Below are 15,393 nucleotides of genomic sequence, written 5' to 3'. Positions count from 1 at the left end.
GTTTTAATTGTTATCTATCATCAATCATTTATAAATCGCTGCATAATCAAAACAAATTTGTCATAGGACTGTTTATGTATCGCTGTGCATTGGGGAGTGCAATGACACTTTCTTTGGGCCTTCAGCCCCATTTTCATGTTTATAGTGCTGATTCAAATCTCGAACTGCCGTCCCTCGCAGCTTCCATGGCTAAGCCCACTGAGCAAGCTGAGAAGATGGAGCACATAGCGATAACTGGCAGTCGTATCTTTCGCGAAGAGATGACTTCGAGCGCGCCGATAACCGTTTTTACCGCAGAGGATATTGAGAAAATTGGTGCAACCTCGGTGGATGTGTTGTTGCAACGCATGTCTGCTTCAGCCGGGTTTGCTGGCAACCAAACTAATGCCTATTGGACCGAAGGGGGTTACGGCTCAACCCAAGTGAATTTAAGAGGCTTGGGGGTTAACCGAACTCTGGTGTTGTTAAATGGTCGCCGCATGGTTAATAGCGGCACTGGTGCCAACTCTTCCGTTGATTTAAATACCATTCCGGTGAGTGTTATTGAACGGATAGAAGTGCTTAAAGATGGGGCTTCAGCGGTTTATGGCGCCGATGCCGTTGCGGGTGTGGTTAATATCATCACTAAGCAACAAATTGACGGCATTGAGTTACAGGCACGCACAGGGATCACCGAGCGAGGAGATGGTGAGCAGTACCAATTCGACGTTGCGATGGGTCATGTTGGTGATCGCGGCAGTGCTTACCTTGCCATGAGTTATGACAAGACCCAAGCGGTTGATATGTTAAGCCGCGCCGCTTGCCCGCTTGCAGAGCAAGATGGTGAACTGGTGTGCAGCGGCAGTTCTGCACTCCCTGGCGGCAGAGGGCACTTTTTAGATGAAAACGGCAGCCCTATTGGTGATGAGGTTAAACTTCTGCCTGATGGCTCGTCTCCTTATGGTGGTGAGCGCGATAATTATTACCAGTACTTTAATGCGGTGCAGCCAAATGAGCGCTTTAATCTATTTGCATATGGTGAGTATGACCTGACCGATAGTACTCAGTTATTTACTGAAGCTATGTATACCCACAGAACCTCACAATTACCTGCAACGCCGCAAACCGTCTCCGGCATCGTTATCCCTGCGTGGCATGAGTCAAACCCAACAGAGCAAGACTTTTTGCTCAACAGTCGTAGATTGGCGGAAGCGCCGCGAGAGTTTGATATTCGTTCTGATACCTGGCGCTTGGTGACAGGGCTAAAAGGCGAGTTGGAAAATAGTTGGCAGTGGGATGTAGCGGTCAATTACGGCAGTAATCGAGGCTCTTATGAGGTCAGCAATGTGATCAACAATGCTAGATTGGCAGAAACAACTGACTACAGCTTATGTAGTAGCGATCCCAATATCCCCTGTGCTGATATGTGGGGTGAAAACTCACTCACCGCAGAAATGTTAGATTACTTCCTATTTGACATGAAAGACAATGGTGGCAACGAGCAGTTCAGCGTTACCGCCAATGTCACCGGTGATTTATGGGAGTTACCTGCTGGCACAATGAGCTTCGCCTCCGGTGTGGAGCACCGTAAAGAGAAAGGCTGGAATGATCCCGACCCGCTTAAAATAAGCGGTGAAGCCAATACCGCGCAACAAGATCCTATTGACGGCAGCTACACTGCAGATGAAGTTTACTTGGAAGCGCTTATCCCTCTATTAAGTGATTTACCTTTTGCTAAGCAGCTCGATTTAACCGCCGCTTTACGTTACTCCTATTTCGATACCTTTGGTGGCGATACTAACTACAAGCTTGGTTTGCAATGGACCGTCAATGATGAGTTGATGCTCCGCGCGACGCAATCAACAGCCTTTAGAGTGCCGAATATTCCAGAACTATTTGGCGGTATCGATCAGGGCTATATGAACACGACTGATCCTTGCAGTGAATGGAGCCAGCTCGACCCAAGCTCTAATCGTTACGCTAACTGCATGGCGGCTGGAGTGCCAGTAGATTACAAACAAGAGGGGACTATCCTGACTGACCGCGGTGGTAATTCAGTCCTGGAGCCTGAGGAAGCTGATACGTTTACCGCCGGACTAGTCTGGAATGTGGCCATGGTCGATGGGCTAAATATCACTCTAGATTACTACAAAATCAGTATTGAAAATGCAATTAACTCGGTCAATGGTTCCAGTAAACTTGCGGCATGTTACGACAGTAACGGCATGTCTCATCCGTTTTGTAGTGACGAACACTTTACTCGAGACCCACTCACGGGAGAGATCTCGTACTTACAAACTCAACTGGGTAATGCGGCCAATGAGCAGGTGTCAGGTGTTGATATGGCGCTATTTTATCAAAAAGAGCTGGGGCGATTCTCAACCAATACCAGCTGGGAAGTGAGCTATTTAGACCAATATGATATTCAAACTTATGCCGGCGCACCGATAGAGTCTCGTGCCGGAACCATTGGTTATGACGGTAGTTATACTAAGTGGCGTTCAAATTTATACTTTGATATCAGTGATGCTAAATGGCGCTATAGCTACAACATTCAATATATCGGTGCGGCGGATGATCAATATGCCAATAAGGGCGATACCGGCGACAGTGTTGATGCGGTGACTTACCATAACTTGCAAGTACGCTATCTATTTAGCGAAGCTGTTGCCTTAACGGCAGGAGTTGATAATCTGTTTGATAAAGCCGCTCCTTATCACCAGAGTTATACCGATGGCAACACCAACACCATGACTTATGACCTAATGGGGCGTCGATACTACCTGGCATTTAAATGGTCTCTATAGTCACTTATAGCGACTGCTATTAACCATCGACATAAACATAATAATAAAGGCTTAGTGCTTACTTTGAGTAGATTGAGATTACTAACCGCTAAATTATCCGCCCATTTTTTACATCGTTGGTTGATGTTGCTTTTGGCATTGCCGATCCTTATCTGGGCGCTCACCGGCAGCTATTTTGTACTCATGGATCTTGGTTATATTCGTAGTGACCATGTAAAGCCTGTAAAGGTCAATTATCTGTCTCTGAGTGAATTCAACTACCCGGTTGCTGATGTTTATCGACGGTATCCACAGGCTGAAACTATCAGCTTAAAAAACCTCGCTAATCGTAACTACTACCAAGTTAGGATTAAGGGCAAAACGTTGCTAATTGATGCCAGTAGTGGGTTGCTGGTTAACCAACTTAGTGAGCAGCAAGCAACAGCCATTGCTCAGCGATTGCAACATCCACAATCAATTGCATCAGATGCAAAGTTACTTAGAGTGACATTAATCACCGAACATCCACCTAGTGAGCTTGCTAAGCGACACTTGCCTGTTTGGAGAGTCGACTTTGATGACAGTGCGAGTAGTACTGTGTATATATCCTCGAGCAGTGGTGAGGTCGTTACCCGCCGACATGATTATTGGCGGTTATTCGATCTATTCTGGAAATGGCACATTATGGATTACGATGATGGTGAGGCGATTGATAACAAGTTATTGCTGACGGCAGCGATGATCTCGATTATTGCTGTGCTTGCTGGACTATTTTTAGTTTGGCAACGCCGACGGAGATACCTGTAATGCAGACTAAGTCGGTTAGACGCTGGGTAAGAGTGGTACATTACTGGCTTGGCGCTATTGTTAGTCTGCAGCTACTGGTATGGTTAGTAACAGGCGTGTACTTCAATCTAACTCCCCATGATGAGCTTAAAGGTATGGTGTATAACCATAGCCATCATATTGAACCCAAAGCGCTTAACATTGATCCTGAGCGCCTGCTCAGTGCTGAGAAAGTACTGAGTCAATTCCCAAACAATACTGTTGAGCAGCTTAAATTACAGATGCTTGCCGAGCAACCGGTTTACCTATTGGATGAGCAGATTCAGCGTTATCAGCATGACTGCCAAGAGCAATCATTACGCCATGCCTATAGCGGGAACCTTTTCGTGATTGATAATCAGATTGCGGCTCAAATAGCGTTGGGCAGTTACATGGGACCAGGGAAGATTATCAGCGTCAATAAGCTCGCAACTGCTAGTGATGTGTGGCCTAAGCAGTGTAATCCGATGTGGCAAGTTAATATGGCTGATAATCTAGAGACTCTGATCTATATTAATGCAGTTAATGGTCAGCTTATTGGCCATAAGAATCAGCAAACCCAACTTGCTGATCTCATGTTTAAGCTGCACTTTATGGATTACCTCAATCAAGGCAGTTTCAACAACCCGTTTAGCTGGTTATTTGCAGTACTTACATTGCTATTGTCATTGTCGGGTCTGTATTGGGTGATTGAAAATATAGCGCTAAAACGCTATAGAGTGCTGTTTAAGCGGGGGAGAAGTGAGACGGCTGGCTAGGTTAGGGGTTAATAGGCTGACTTATATGCTTGGGTATGCAGTAACAAAAACGGGCTTTCCATTGCTGGAAAGCCCGTTTCAATACAACAGCTTAAGACGTTAGTCTTAGTTCATGCCATATTTTTTTAATTTTTTACGCAAAGTACCACGGTTGATACCTAGCATGTTTGCAGCACGAGTTTGGTTGCCGCGAGTGTGTTGCATGATAATATCTAGCAGAGGTGCTTCAACTTCGCTTAACACCATTTCATATACTTCTTCAGCTTCTTGCCCGTCCATCTGAGCGAAAAAGTTTGTTACTGCACGCTTAACCGCATCGCGTAACAATTGTGGCTTGATAGCGCCACTTGCGGTTTCAATTTTGCCAACAGTAAGTGGGTGAACTTCAGTGTGAGTTGTTTGATCAAACATTGGTATTCTGCTCTTTATTAATTTGCTGCAAATTCATCAAAATAGTGTTCCACCATGGAACCTTGTTCTTCAACGGTCTCGAGTCGATTAAATTCGGCTCGAAAAGCGCGTTGTGATTCTTGGTTTAGATACCATCCAACGTGCTTTCTTGCGAAACGAATGCCCTTATAATCACCATACAATGAGTACAGCATTTTAAGATGTTCCAGCATCACTTGACGCTGTTCATTCGTCTCAACGGGCGCTAGCTTATTACCTGTGTCCAGGTAATGTTGGATTTCCCTAAATATCCAAGGCCGTCCTTGAGCGCCCCGTCCTATCATCAAAGCATCCACACCAGTATAATCCAGCACAAAACGTGCTTTCTCTGGCGTTAAAATGTCTCCATTCGCGACGACAGGTATCGAGATCTGTTTTTTAATTGCTTTAATGGTGTCGTACTCGGCTTCGCCTTTGTACATGCATTGTCGCGTTCTACCGTGAACGGCTAACGAGGCAATACCACAATCTTCCGCAATCTGGGCGATATGAACACCATTCCTGTGCTCTGGAACCCAACCCGTTCGAATTTTTAGCGTAACCGGCACATCGACTGCTGCTACTACGGCTTTTAGAATTGCTTCTACTAGCTGTGGATCTTGCAGCAAGGCGGAGCCTGCTAGCTTCTTATTCACTTTTTTCGCCGGACAGCCCATATTGATGTCAATGATCTGAGCGCCTTGCTGTACGTTCACAGCGGCAGCAGTCGCCATTAACTCAGGGTCTGACCCCGCAATTTGAACCGAACGTATCCCGTCTTCACCTGCGTGTGTCATACGCAAGCGGCTTTTATCGGTATCCCAAACATCAGGATTCGATGAAAGCATCTCTGAAACTGCCATGGCTGCGCCATAACGAATACAAAGATTTCTAAAAGGCTGGTCTGTGACGCCTGCCATTGGGGCCACGATCAGCTGATTTTTCAGTCGATAGGGTCCAATCTGCATTTATCAAATCACCTTGCTCGTCAAAGGGGCGCTATAGTACGCCTTTTTCAAGCCTGTGAAAAGGTCAATAAATGACCTGAGGGCAACTTTTTTGCTTGACTTTTGCTAGGTGAGAAGTCTGTCGCGGCGCAGAGTGCGCCGCGCAATACCGTTATTTACGTATCCCTGTCAAGCGGCTCCAGTCGTCTTTGTGAGCAGGCGCGTCCATGTTAAACCATTGGCTGTAGAAGGCTGAAACTTCCTCAGCTTGCTCTTTTAGCAGGCCTGACAGCGCCAGTTGTCCACCAGGCTTTACTTTTTCGGCAATTAAAGGTGCCAGTTCGCGTAGTGGCCCGGCAAGAATATTTGCCACTAAGATGTCGGCGATTAACCCTTCAGGCTGATCTTCTGGCAGGTATAAGGCAAGCTGATCTTCAACGCCATTACGCTCAGCATTTGCTTTAGAGGCTTCAATCGCTTGGTAATCGATATCAACGCCTGTCACCTTCTCTGCGCCGAGCTTTAGTGCTGCAACGGCTAAAATGCCTGAACCACAACCAAAGTCGATAACATCTTTATTGCGGTAATCAAGGCCATCTAACCACTCTAGACATAATGCTGTAGTTGGGTGAGTCCCGGTACCAAATGCTAGGCCCGGATCAAGGATTACGTTAACTGCTGTAGGATCTGGAATTTCACGCCAGCTTGGGCAGATCCACAGACGGTCACCAAACTTAATAGGGTGGAAGTTATCCATCCATTCGCGTTCCCAGTCTTTATCTTCGACCTGCTCAATCTTGTGACTGAAGTTCTCGCCTAAATAAGGCAGTAACTTTAGACGCTCAACCACTGGCACTAAATCATGGTCTGCTTCAAATAGAGCGATGATTACCGTGTGGTTCCACAGTGGTGTTTCACCTAAGGTTGGTTCATAAATAGGTGTGTCTTTACCGTCTTCGAAGGTAATAGAAATTGACCCTTCTTCCATCAGCTGATCGCTAAGTGCATCTGCATGAGGGCCGTCAGTATCAATTCTAAGTTGGATCCAAGGCATGGGAATTCTCGTTTGCTAGGTATATCGGCGTATTGTATACCCAAACCGCTATTAGGTGCAGGAGATGAAGGTAATATTCATGTTATTGCTTGGCTATTAATTGGTTCAATAACAGCGCATTACTATTACAGTTGTAAACTTCTCATCGAGCTTGTTTTGTTTGAAATGGTGGTTCAAGCTACTGAAAAACATTGGTTAAAAGGTATTACCGCTGTTTTTGTTTTACCCCTTTGTTTGTGATCTGCCTCTAATGCTGACCTGAAACAGGGTGAGCTAGGTCACGATTAAAAATGGTGATGCAACGCGATGAGAAACATCTTGCTAAGGTGTAAATCCCACTACTAGGCATAAGATAAACAAGACAACCACCATGTTAGCATCCTACATAAGCGCAAATGGACACCCCGCATCAGCAAAAGCGGACAAAATTCAAAGCATCACTGGCGTGTTGATGGGCTGTTTCCTGTTAGCTCATCTGCATTTCGAATCGAGCATCTTACTGGGTAAAGATGCTTTTTATATCGTGGTTCAGTTTCTAGAGGGTGGTATGTTTAGCTCTACTGGGCACGGCTTTCCAATTGTGACTAAAGTATTTTCAGTCTTTATGCTGCTAGTGGTGATGGCGCATGCTGCAGTGGCTTTACGTCGTTTCCCTGCACAACTTGGGCAGTGGCGGGCACTTAGACGCCATATGTCAGTGATTAATCACAAAGATAGCCATGCGTGGTTTTGGCAGTTAGCGACTGGCTTCGTTTTATTCTTCTTAGTTCCTGTTCATCTTTTTACCATGATAGCTAATCCAGAGATTGGCCCGCACCTTTCTGCTGAACGTGTTTACCATCAAAATGCTTGGTTGTTGTATGCCTTATTGCTGCCCGCTGTTGTTATCCACGCCATGATTGGCCTTTATCGTGTGGCAGTGAAATGGGGTTTAACCACTAAACGTACAGGGCTACGAAAACTAGCGAAAGGCTTGATTATCTATCTGATTATTATTGGGTTGCTTAGCTTGGTGTCCTACTTATTGATTGGCAGTGAACTCAGCTTGCCAGTAGAAGCATACCGTCCGAGTTAATGGCAGTTCGTTATTCCTGTTCGAATAAATTAGCAATCGCTGGTGTAATCGCTTTTTTGTTGATCTACCTCACGACTGAGAAGCTGTTTGTGAGCGACATTGGTACAGTCGTTCAGTAAAGCTTCTAAAGCATGGATAGGTAAGTGAATGGGAATCATAAATCGCAGTAAATTGAGTGGTTGGCTTGATATAAGCCAGAGCGTAAGTGGGGTTGTTCTCGCAATATTCTTGTGGACACACCTGATATTGGTGTCGTCGATATTGCTTGGTGCTGAGGCGATGACATGGGTTGCTAAAACCATGGAGCTGAGTTTCTTAACGGCTGATGGACATGGCTACCCTTGGGTCGTCACTATTATAGCGATGGTTATTGCCGTTATTGCTTTGATACACGTATTGGTGGCGGCTCATAAAATGCCACTGAACTTGCGTCAGCAAAGAGCGCTTAAGCAGCAGCTTAATGTCGTTAGTCACGGTGATACTCGCTTATGGGTTTGGCAAGCTGCGACAGGTGTAGTGATATTTTTACTGCTGCCTGTACATTTGTGGTTGATAGGTGCAGCACCTGAGACCATTGGCCCTTACGGTAGTGCTGACAGGATCTGGCAACAAGGTGTGTGGCTGCTGTACCTGCCACTACTGCTGTGTGTTGAGCTGCATGCGGCGATTGGAATGTACCGCGTCGCTGTAAAGTGGGGCGCCGCTAGAGATCTCAACAGCCGCAGCAGAATGAAAAAAATTAAGAGCATTATTAGCGTTATTTTCATCTTGGTGGGAATAGCCTCTTTATTGGCATTTTTGCCCTATGCAAATGTTTAGTAAAAAACGAATTAGACAGACTCAACAAAGATGATGAGCCAACATATTTAAACGTTGTAACCATAAACTGACTCTGCACCCGCTTAAGGAGCACGTGTGAAACTGATATATACCGATTCGTTAGTGGTCGGCGCTGGACTTGCTGGATTACGAGTAGCTATCGCCTCGAAAGAGCGTGGGCTAGATACTGTGGTGTTGTCACTTATCCCTGCCAAGCGGTCGCATTCGGCAGCGGCGCAAGGTGGCATGCAAGCAAGCCTAGGCAATACCGTGAAAGGCATGGGCGATGATGAAGATGTGCATTTCCAAGACACGGTAAAAGGGTCGGATTGGGGCTGCGATCAAGATGTGGCACGTATGTTTGCCCATTGTGCGCCCAAAGCCGTACGTGAATTGGCAAATTGGGGCGTACCTTGGACTCGTGTGACTAAAGGGCCGCGACAAGTGGTGGTTAACGCAGAAAAGGTCACTATTGAAGAGGCGGAAGCGGCGCACGGCTTGATCAACGCACGTGATTTTGGTGGGACTAAGAAGTGGCGTACCTGCTATACCGCTGATGGTACTGGTCACTCTTTACTTTATGCCGTCGATAACAAAGCTATTTCGATGGATATTCCTGTACACGAGCGTATGGAAGCATTATCGCTGATTCATGACGGCAAGCGCTGTCATGGTGTCGTGGCGCGTTGTTTGGTCACCGGAGAGTTACGTGCTTACGTTGCTAAGTCGACCACCATTGCCACTGGTGGCTATGGTCGGTTATATGAAGTCTCTACTAATGCCATTATCTGTGAAGGAATTGGTCAGGCGCTAGCACTTGAAACCGGTGTCGCCAAACTGGGTAACATGGAAGCGGTACAGTTCCATCCAACCGCTATTGTGCCGGTTGGGATTTTGACTACCGAAGGTTGCCGAGGTGATGGCGGTTTATTACGCGACAAAGATGGCCACCGATTTATGCCTGACTATGAGCCTGAAAAGAAAGAGCTGGCTTCGCGCGATGTTGTCTCCCGTCGAATGACCGAGCATATGCGTAAAGGCAAGGGCGTAGACAGCCCTTATGGGCCGCATCTATGGCTCGATATTACGCTGCTGGGTCGTAAGCATGTTGAAACGAACCTGCGTGAAGTTAAAGAGATCTGTGAGAATTTCTTAGGCATCGACCCTGCTAAAGACTGGATCCCTGTGAGGCCGACTCAGCATTATTCAATGGGTGGTATTCGCACCGATGCTACTGGGCAAAACCCGCAGCTTAAAGGTTTGTTTAGTGTTGGTGAGGCTGCATGTTGGGATATGCATGGCTTTAACCGCCTCGGTGGTAACTCACTGGCTGAAACCGTCGTCGGCGGCATGATTATCGGTAAGTATGTCGCTGATTTCTGTCAGCAGAACACTTTAGAGATAGACACTGGCTTAGCGGAGTCTTTTGTCGCGAAAGTGCAAACTGAGATCGACACCTTAGTCGATGGCGACGGCACTGAAAATCCGTTTGAGCTCAAGCAGCAGATGCAGCGCATCATGATGGATTACGTCGGTATTTTCCGTAATGGCCCTGAGTTAGACAAGGCGGTTAATGAGTTACAAGCACTATTGAAACGTGCCAAAGCACTAGGGCTTAAATGTAAGAAGCGTCACGCTAACCCTGAGCTTGTTGAAGCGCTGCGTGTTAAGCGCATGCTCAAAGTTGCGTTAACTGTTGCAGCTGGCGCTGCTGCTCGCACTGAGAGCCGCGGAGCACACGCTCGTGAAGACTTCCCGCAGCGTAACGATAAAGACTGGCTAAGCCGCACGTTGGCAAGCTGGCCAGATGCACAGGCGTTATCGCCACAACTTGATTACGAACAACTGGATGTGATGAAGATGGAGTTGCCACCTGGATACCGTGGCTATGGTATTAATAATGCGATTGCGCACCCAGATACAGAGAAGCGTGAACATCAGATCACCGAGGTTTTGAGTCAATTAGGCGATGAAGCTGACCGACATGAGCGCCAAGCTGCATTAATGCCGTTTGCAGTCCCTGAATCGTTAGCACCAAAAAATGAGCGTTTGAGTGAAATGACACCGCAGCAAGTTGTAGGAGAGGCCAAATGAGCCAAGAAGCGAAAAAAGGCCGCATGTTAACCTTTAATATATTCCGTTATGACCCTCAAGAGCCGGGTGATAAGCCCAAGATGGTAAAGTATCAGCTCGAAGAAACACCAGGCATGACGGTATTTATTGCGCTTAACCGCTTGCGTGAAGAGCAAGATACCTCATTGCAATTCGATTTTGTCTGTCGTGCGGGGATCTGTGGCAGCTGCGCGATGGTGATTAATGGTTTTCCAACATTAGCCTGTCGTACCTTAACCACTAAATATCCAAAAGGTGACATCATGTTGATGCCACTGCCTGGATTTGAACTGATTGGCGATCTTTCAGTGAACACCGGTAAGTTTATGCGTGAACTTGCAGAGCGTTTAAAGCTTTGGCTACACCCTATCAGTGATGATATCGATGTACATCGCCTAGAAGCACCGATGGATCCCGCTGAAGCCGCCAAGCTCTATGAATTAGAGCGCTGTGTGGAGTGTGGAGTTTGTGTGTCAGCCTGTGCGACAGCGCAGATGCGTGACACATTTGTCGGCGCGGTTGGCATGATGAAACTGGCACGGTTCGAGCTCGATAGCCGAGATGGCCGTGAGCTTGAAGATTTTTACCATGTAATAGGAAATCAAGATGGGGTATTTGGGTGTATGACACTGCTGGGCTGTCAAGACAACTGTCCAAAAGATCTGCCGCATATGCAGCAGATAGCCTATCTAAGACGTAAGATGGCGGTGACATTAGTTTGAGGCTAGTTTTGCTTTAAGAAAGGGCCTGCATAAGCAGGCTTTTTTGTGGATGACGTTTAGCTGGCTATTATCTACAATCAGATGATAATTTTTGCTCGTTTATAGATGGAATATTGATAATGCAGCTAAATGATTTAACTCTTTTTGTGAGAGTTGCCGATTGCGGTAGCTTAACTGCGGCGGCGGTTGAGCTTGATATTTCTACTGCAGTTGCCAGCGCTGGCCTTAAAAGGTTAGAAAAAGAGCTTGGCACCTCACTATTTATCCGCAGCACTCGCAGCCTTAGGTTAACTGCCGCGGGTGAGCGTTACTTGATCCATTGCAGGAGTGCGCTTGCTGATCTTGATATGGGGCAGCGTGCAATTACTTCCAGCCTTGCTGAAATATCAGGCTCTATCAGCCTAGCAGTGCCATCAGATGTGGGCCGTAATGTGGTACTTCCATGGCTGGATGATTTTCTTTCTGAGTATCCAGAACTTAATCTTAGGCTGCATATCGGCGATAACTTATCAGACTTTTATCGCGATAAAATTGATGTTGCATTGCGATCGGGTAAACCTAAAGACTCATCGCTGGTGGCGTTTAAAATTTGTAAGTCTAGCCGCGTGTTATGCGCTTCACCTGAGTACATTGCGCGAGTTGGGGCTGTGACCTCATTAGAGCAATTGCAACAACATAACTGTTTATTCTTTATGTTGGACGAGCGTACCCATGACCAGTGGTTTTTTAGCCGTGATGGCCAGAAACATAAAGTGCGGGTAACTTCTAATCGCACCTGTAACGATGCCGATGTCGCCAGACGCTGGGCAGTAGCAGGTCAAGGTGTAGTCTATAAATCTTGGTTAGATTTAACAGATGATATTGATGCAGGGCGTCTTGTGCCAATGCTCACTGAGTTCGCTGGTGAGGAGGCTGATTTATACCTTGTTTGCCCTGGTCGTGAACATGTTACGCCTGTGGTTCTATTGCTGCGAGACATGCTTAGAGAGCGCTGTAAAGCTTGGCTAGCAAGGACTAAAGATCGCTGTTTAAAAGACGCTTCTGCAAAGCTGCCAGTAAAGGTGATTAGGCCAGCAGAACAGGCTGACTTAATTGCGGTACAAGCTTTAGCTAAAGAGACGATAGATAAGTGCTATCGATCATTTCTCGGTAATGAGGGCGTTGACTGGTTTATCAACGGCGGTGGCAGCGACAAAGAGATTATTGAACATTTTTCTAATATTGTAGTGCTTGAAGTTGACGGCGTTATCGCTGGTTACTGCGCCGCAGAAGAGGGTTTCATCCATATACTGATGATAAGTCCTCAGTGGCAAGGAGTGAGCTTGGGTGCTTACTTATTAGCACAAGTTGAGATAATGCAACAAGCTGAAGGCTATGAGCATTTGCGCCTTGAAACCTTTAAGGGCAATCAGCAAGCGCTTAACTTCTATCAGAAGCAAGGGTGGTCGGTGACTCGAGAAGAGCAAGATGAATCCTTTGGCTTTGTTAGAGTCTATATGCGCAAGATACTTGAATGATTTAAGAAATCGCAGGCATAAAAAAACCGCATTAATGCGGTTTTTTAGTCTATTACTCGCTTAAGATTTAAGTCTTAGCGCGCTTCATCGCAGTGAAAAACTCATCGTTTGTTTTGGTCATTGCCAATTTATCGATAAGGAATTCCATACCCGTCACTTCGTCCATTGGGTTCAAGATTTTACGCAAGATCCACATTTTTTGAAGTTCATCTGGAGTCGTTAGTTTCTCTTCACGGCGAGTACCAGAGCGGTTGAAATCAATCGCTGGGAATACGCGCTTTTCAGCAGCTTTACGAGAAAGGTGTAACTCTTGGTTACCAGTACCTTTAAACTCTTCGTAAATGACTTCGTCCATCTTAGAACCTGTATCAACAAGCGCTGTTGCGATAATGGTTAAGCTGCCGCCATGTTCAATGTTACGAGCTGCACCAAAGAAGCGTTTAGGACGGTGTAGTGCGTTAGCGTCAACACCACCGGTAAGCACTTTACCTGATGAAGGAATAACAGTGTTATAGGCACGCGCTAGACGAGTAATCGAATCGAGCAGAATGACTACGTCTTTCTTATGCTCAACAAGACGCTTAGCTTTTTCGATGACCATCTCTGCGACTTGTACGTGACGACTTGCTGGTTCATCAAAAGTAGAAGCAATCACTTCACCTTTCACCATGCGTTGCATCTCGGTAACTTCTTCTGGACGTTCGTCAATCAGTAGTACCATCAATACAACGTCTGGGTTGTTGTAAGTAATGCTTTGCGCCATGTTTTGCAGTAATAGTGTTTTACCTGCTTTTGGCGGCGCAACAATCAAACCACGTTGACCTTTACCAACAGGTGAACATAAGTCCAAAATACGCGAGGTAATATCTTCGGTTGAACCATTACCGCGCTCCATGCGTAAGCGTTCTTCAGCATGCAGTGGCGTTAAGTTTTCAAAGAGGATTTTATTACGGGAATTTTCAGGACGGTCGAAGTTGACTTCTGTTACTTTCAATAGTGCAAAATAACGTTCACCATCTTTTGGTGGGCGAATTTTGCCGAAGATCGTATCACCGGTGCGCATGTTAAAGCGGCGAATTTGGCTTGGTGATACATAGATATCGTCTGGACCCGCTAAGTAAGACCCATCAGAGCTACGTAGGAAACCAAAACCATCTTGTAGGATCTCTAATACGCCGCCACCAAAAATATCTTCACCGCTTTTGGCGTGGGCTTTTAAGATCGAGAAAATAATGTCCTGCTTGCGAGCACGGGCCATATTTTCGAGCTTCATGTCTTGGGCTAGTTGTACTAAATCTGAAATCGATGTGTCTTTTAATTCTGATAAATTCATCTTGGTGGGTCTTGTTTTTTACGTGACGATGCCATCTTAGATCAATGAGGTTAAATCTTTTTGAAAATCGATCGGATAGCGAGAAGTGGGTTAGTTAGAATCGCTTTGGTTATTAAAGTAGCACTAACTTGGCGGGGCGTCTAGAAATTTAGTCAAACCCGACACATTTTCTTATTAAAGCTGTGTCGGGAGTCACTCTAACTTGCTTTAGTGGCTTATAGCGCCACTAAAGTGTTATACCAATCGGTATAAGTAGTGGGTCTACTTAGAGTGTTTTTTGGCGAACTAATTCAAGGCGGATAATTGCCATAATGGTTGCTCCCTTATGCCTTTATCCAACACCTAAGTAGGAAGCCAAAAGCACTCCTTACTGGCGAATTTTAGCGGCTCTGATGCTGCGTTAATGAGCTAGAACGTAGAATAACTATGTACTTCACTCACTGCAAACCACATGGATGTGGTGAATGTCATTAATGCAGGAGCATTTAATGACCTTGCCTCAAAACCGCTAAACTCTCGCTGAGCGACCAAATCTTTATACCGGTTGCTATATTACAGTTGTCCGTCAATAAATTCTTTAAGTTGAGTCTTTGAAAGGGCGCCAACTTTAGTCGCAGCAAGCTCACCTGCTTTAAATAGCAGTAGAGTTGGGATGCCACGAACACCATATTTAGCTGGTGATACGTTGTTTTGATCAACGTTTAACTTAGCAACAGTGATTTTACCTGCATACTCTTCTGCTACGTCATCTAAGATTGGGGCAATCATTTTACAAGGACCACACCATTCTGCCCAAAAATCAACCAGAACTGGTAGTTCTGAGTTAATTACGTCATTTTCGAAGCTATCGTCGCTTAGGTATACAATCTTGTCGCTCATGTTGTTCTCCAGTTTGGTTGCCATTGCTGGTTTGTTAATGGCTTAACCTGTATATTGGGTCGGTAAAATAGCTTTTCAAGCTAAAAGTTAATCATTTAATAAAGTCGCTAGTCTCGGGTATCGTAAAACGCTTTAGACAAGACGATGATTTATAGGCA

General features: G+C 45.8%; 13 protein-coding genes and 1 pseudogene. 9 read left to right on the top strand and 5 right to left on the bottom strand.

What is annotated here, in order from left to right:
• Positions 1 to 101: 101 nt before the first annotated feature.
• Genes L2730_RS10705 through L2730_RS10695 form a run of 3 tightly spaced genes read left to right on the top strand, consistent with a single transcriptional unit; the run spans position 102 to position 4,348 of the window.
• Positions 102 to 2,786 (top strand): TonB-dependent receptor, encoded by a 2,685-nt coding sequence (locus L2730_RS10705; RefSeq protein WP_248974583.1) that lies wholly within the window; start codon positions 102 to 104, stop codon positions 2,784 to 2,786.
• A gap of 54 nt (positions 2,787 to 2,840) precedes the next feature.
• Positions 2,841 to 3,572, top strand: coding sequence for a PepSY domain-containing protein (locus L2730_RS10700; RefSeq protein ID WP_428848448.1), 732 nt, complete (start codon positions 2,841 to 2,843; stop codon positions 3,570 to 3,572).
• The gene (locus L2730_RS10695; protein ID WP_248974581.1) at positions 3,572 to 4,348 is read left to right on the top strand and encodes a PepSY domain-containing protein; all 777 of its coding nucleotides are present in this window, start codon (positions 3,572 to 3,574) and stop codon (positions 4,346 to 4,348) included. Before L2730_RS10700 ends, L2730_RS10695 begins: the two co-directional genes overlap by 1 nt.
• A 105-nt stretch (positions 4,349 to 4,453) precedes the next feature.
• On the opposite strand, the gene fis is transcribed toward L2730_RS10695, so the two are convergent.
• The 3 genes from fis to prmA all read right to left on the bottom strand — a co-directional run bounded on the left by fis (position 4,454) and on the right by prmA (position 6,778).
• Positions 4,454 to 4,759: a DNA-binding transcriptional regulator Fis gene (gene fis, locus L2730_RS10690; RefSeq protein WP_012153658.1), complete on the bottom strand. Its 306-nt coding sequence runs from the start codon at positions 4,757 to 4,759 to the stop codon at positions 4,454 to 4,456.
• Between the two features lie 17 nt (positions 4,760 to 4,776).
• Positions 4,777 to 5,745, bottom strand: coding sequence for a tRNA dihydrouridine synthase DusB (gene dusB / locus L2730_RS10685; protein WP_248974580.1), 969 nt, complete (start codon positions 5,743 to 5,745; stop codon positions 4,777 to 4,779).
• Positions 5,746 to 5,896: 151 nt separating this feature from the next.
• Complete coding sequence (prmA, locus tag L2730_RS10680) at positions 5,897 to 6,778, bottom strand: 50S ribosomal protein L11 methyltransferase (RefSeq protein WP_248974579.1); 882 nt, start codon at positions 6,776 to 6,778, stop codon at positions 5,897 to 5,899.
• Between the two features lie 370 nt (positions 6,779 to 7,148).
• On the opposite strand from prmA, the gene L2730_RS10675 reads away from it, so the two are divergent.
• From L2730_RS10675 to L2730_RS10650, 6 genes and pseudogenes are all read left to right on the top strand, one after another.
• Positions 7,149 to 7,853, top strand: a complete 705-nt coding sequence (locus tag L2730_RS10675) for a fumarate reductase cytochrome b subunit (RefSeq protein WP_248974578.1) — start codon at positions 7,149 to 7,151, stop codon at positions 7,851 to 7,853.
• A gap of 147 nt (positions 7,854 to 8,000) precedes the next feature.
• Positions 8,001 to 8,672 carry a fumarate reductase cytochrome b subunit gene (locus tag L2730_RS10670; RefSeq protein WP_248974577.1) on the top strand — a complete coding sequence of 224 codons (672 nt, stop codon included), beginning with the start codon at positions 8,001 to 8,003 and terminating at the stop codon, positions 8,670 to 8,672.
• A gap of 96 nt (positions 8,673 to 8,768) precedes the next feature.
• A complete protein-coding gene (locus L2730_RS10665; protein WP_248974576.1) occupies positions 8,769 to 10,766 on the top strand; it encodes a fumarate reductase flavoprotein subunit in 1,998 nt (665 codons plus the stop codon).
• Positions 10,763 to 11,506, top strand: coding sequence for a fumarate reductase iron-sulfur subunit (locus L2730_RS10660; RefSeq protein ID WP_248974575.1), 744 nt, complete (start codon positions 10,763 to 10,765; stop codon positions 11,504 to 11,506). Before L2730_RS10665 ends, L2730_RS10660 begins: the two co-directional genes overlap by 4 nt.
• A 119-nt stretch (positions 11,507 to 11,625) precedes the next feature.
• Positions 11,626 to 12,504: pseudogene (locus L2730_RS10655) on the top strand (LysR family transcriptional regulator); the annotation flags it as partial.
• Positions 12,484 to 13,023 (top strand): GNAT family N-acetyltransferase, encoded by a 540-nt coding sequence (locus L2730_RS10650; RefSeq protein ID WP_248974604.1) that lies wholly within the window; start codon positions 12,484 to 12,486, stop codon positions 13,021 to 13,023. The pseudogene L2730_RS10655 and the gene L2730_RS10650, both read left to right, overlap by 21 nt.
• A gap of 67 nt (positions 13,024 to 13,090) precedes the next feature.
• Here L2730_RS10650 and rho read toward each other — a convergent pair whose 3' ends face one another.
• Positions 13,091 to 14,356, bottom strand: coding sequence for a transcription termination factor Rho (rho, locus tag L2730_RS10645; RefSeq protein ID WP_020910646.1), 1,266 nt, complete (start codon positions 14,354 to 14,356; stop codon positions 13,091 to 13,093).
• A 552-nt stretch (positions 14,357 to 14,908) separates the two neighbouring features.
• Positions 14,909 to 15,235: a thioredoxin TrxA gene (gene trxA, locus L2730_RS10640; protein WP_020910647.1), complete on the bottom strand. Its 327-nt coding sequence runs from the start codon at positions 15,233 to 15,235 to the stop codon at positions 14,909 to 14,911.
• Positions 15,236 to 15,393: the final 158 nt, after the last annotated feature.

Source organism: Shewanella kaireitica (genome assembly GCF_023284045.1).
In the GTDB taxonomy this organism is placed as follows: domain Bacteria; phylum Pseudomonadota; class Gammaproteobacteria; order Enterobacterales; family Shewanellaceae; genus Shewanella; species Shewanella kaireitica.
This window is presented reverse-complemented; position numbering and strand designations above follow the sequence as displayed.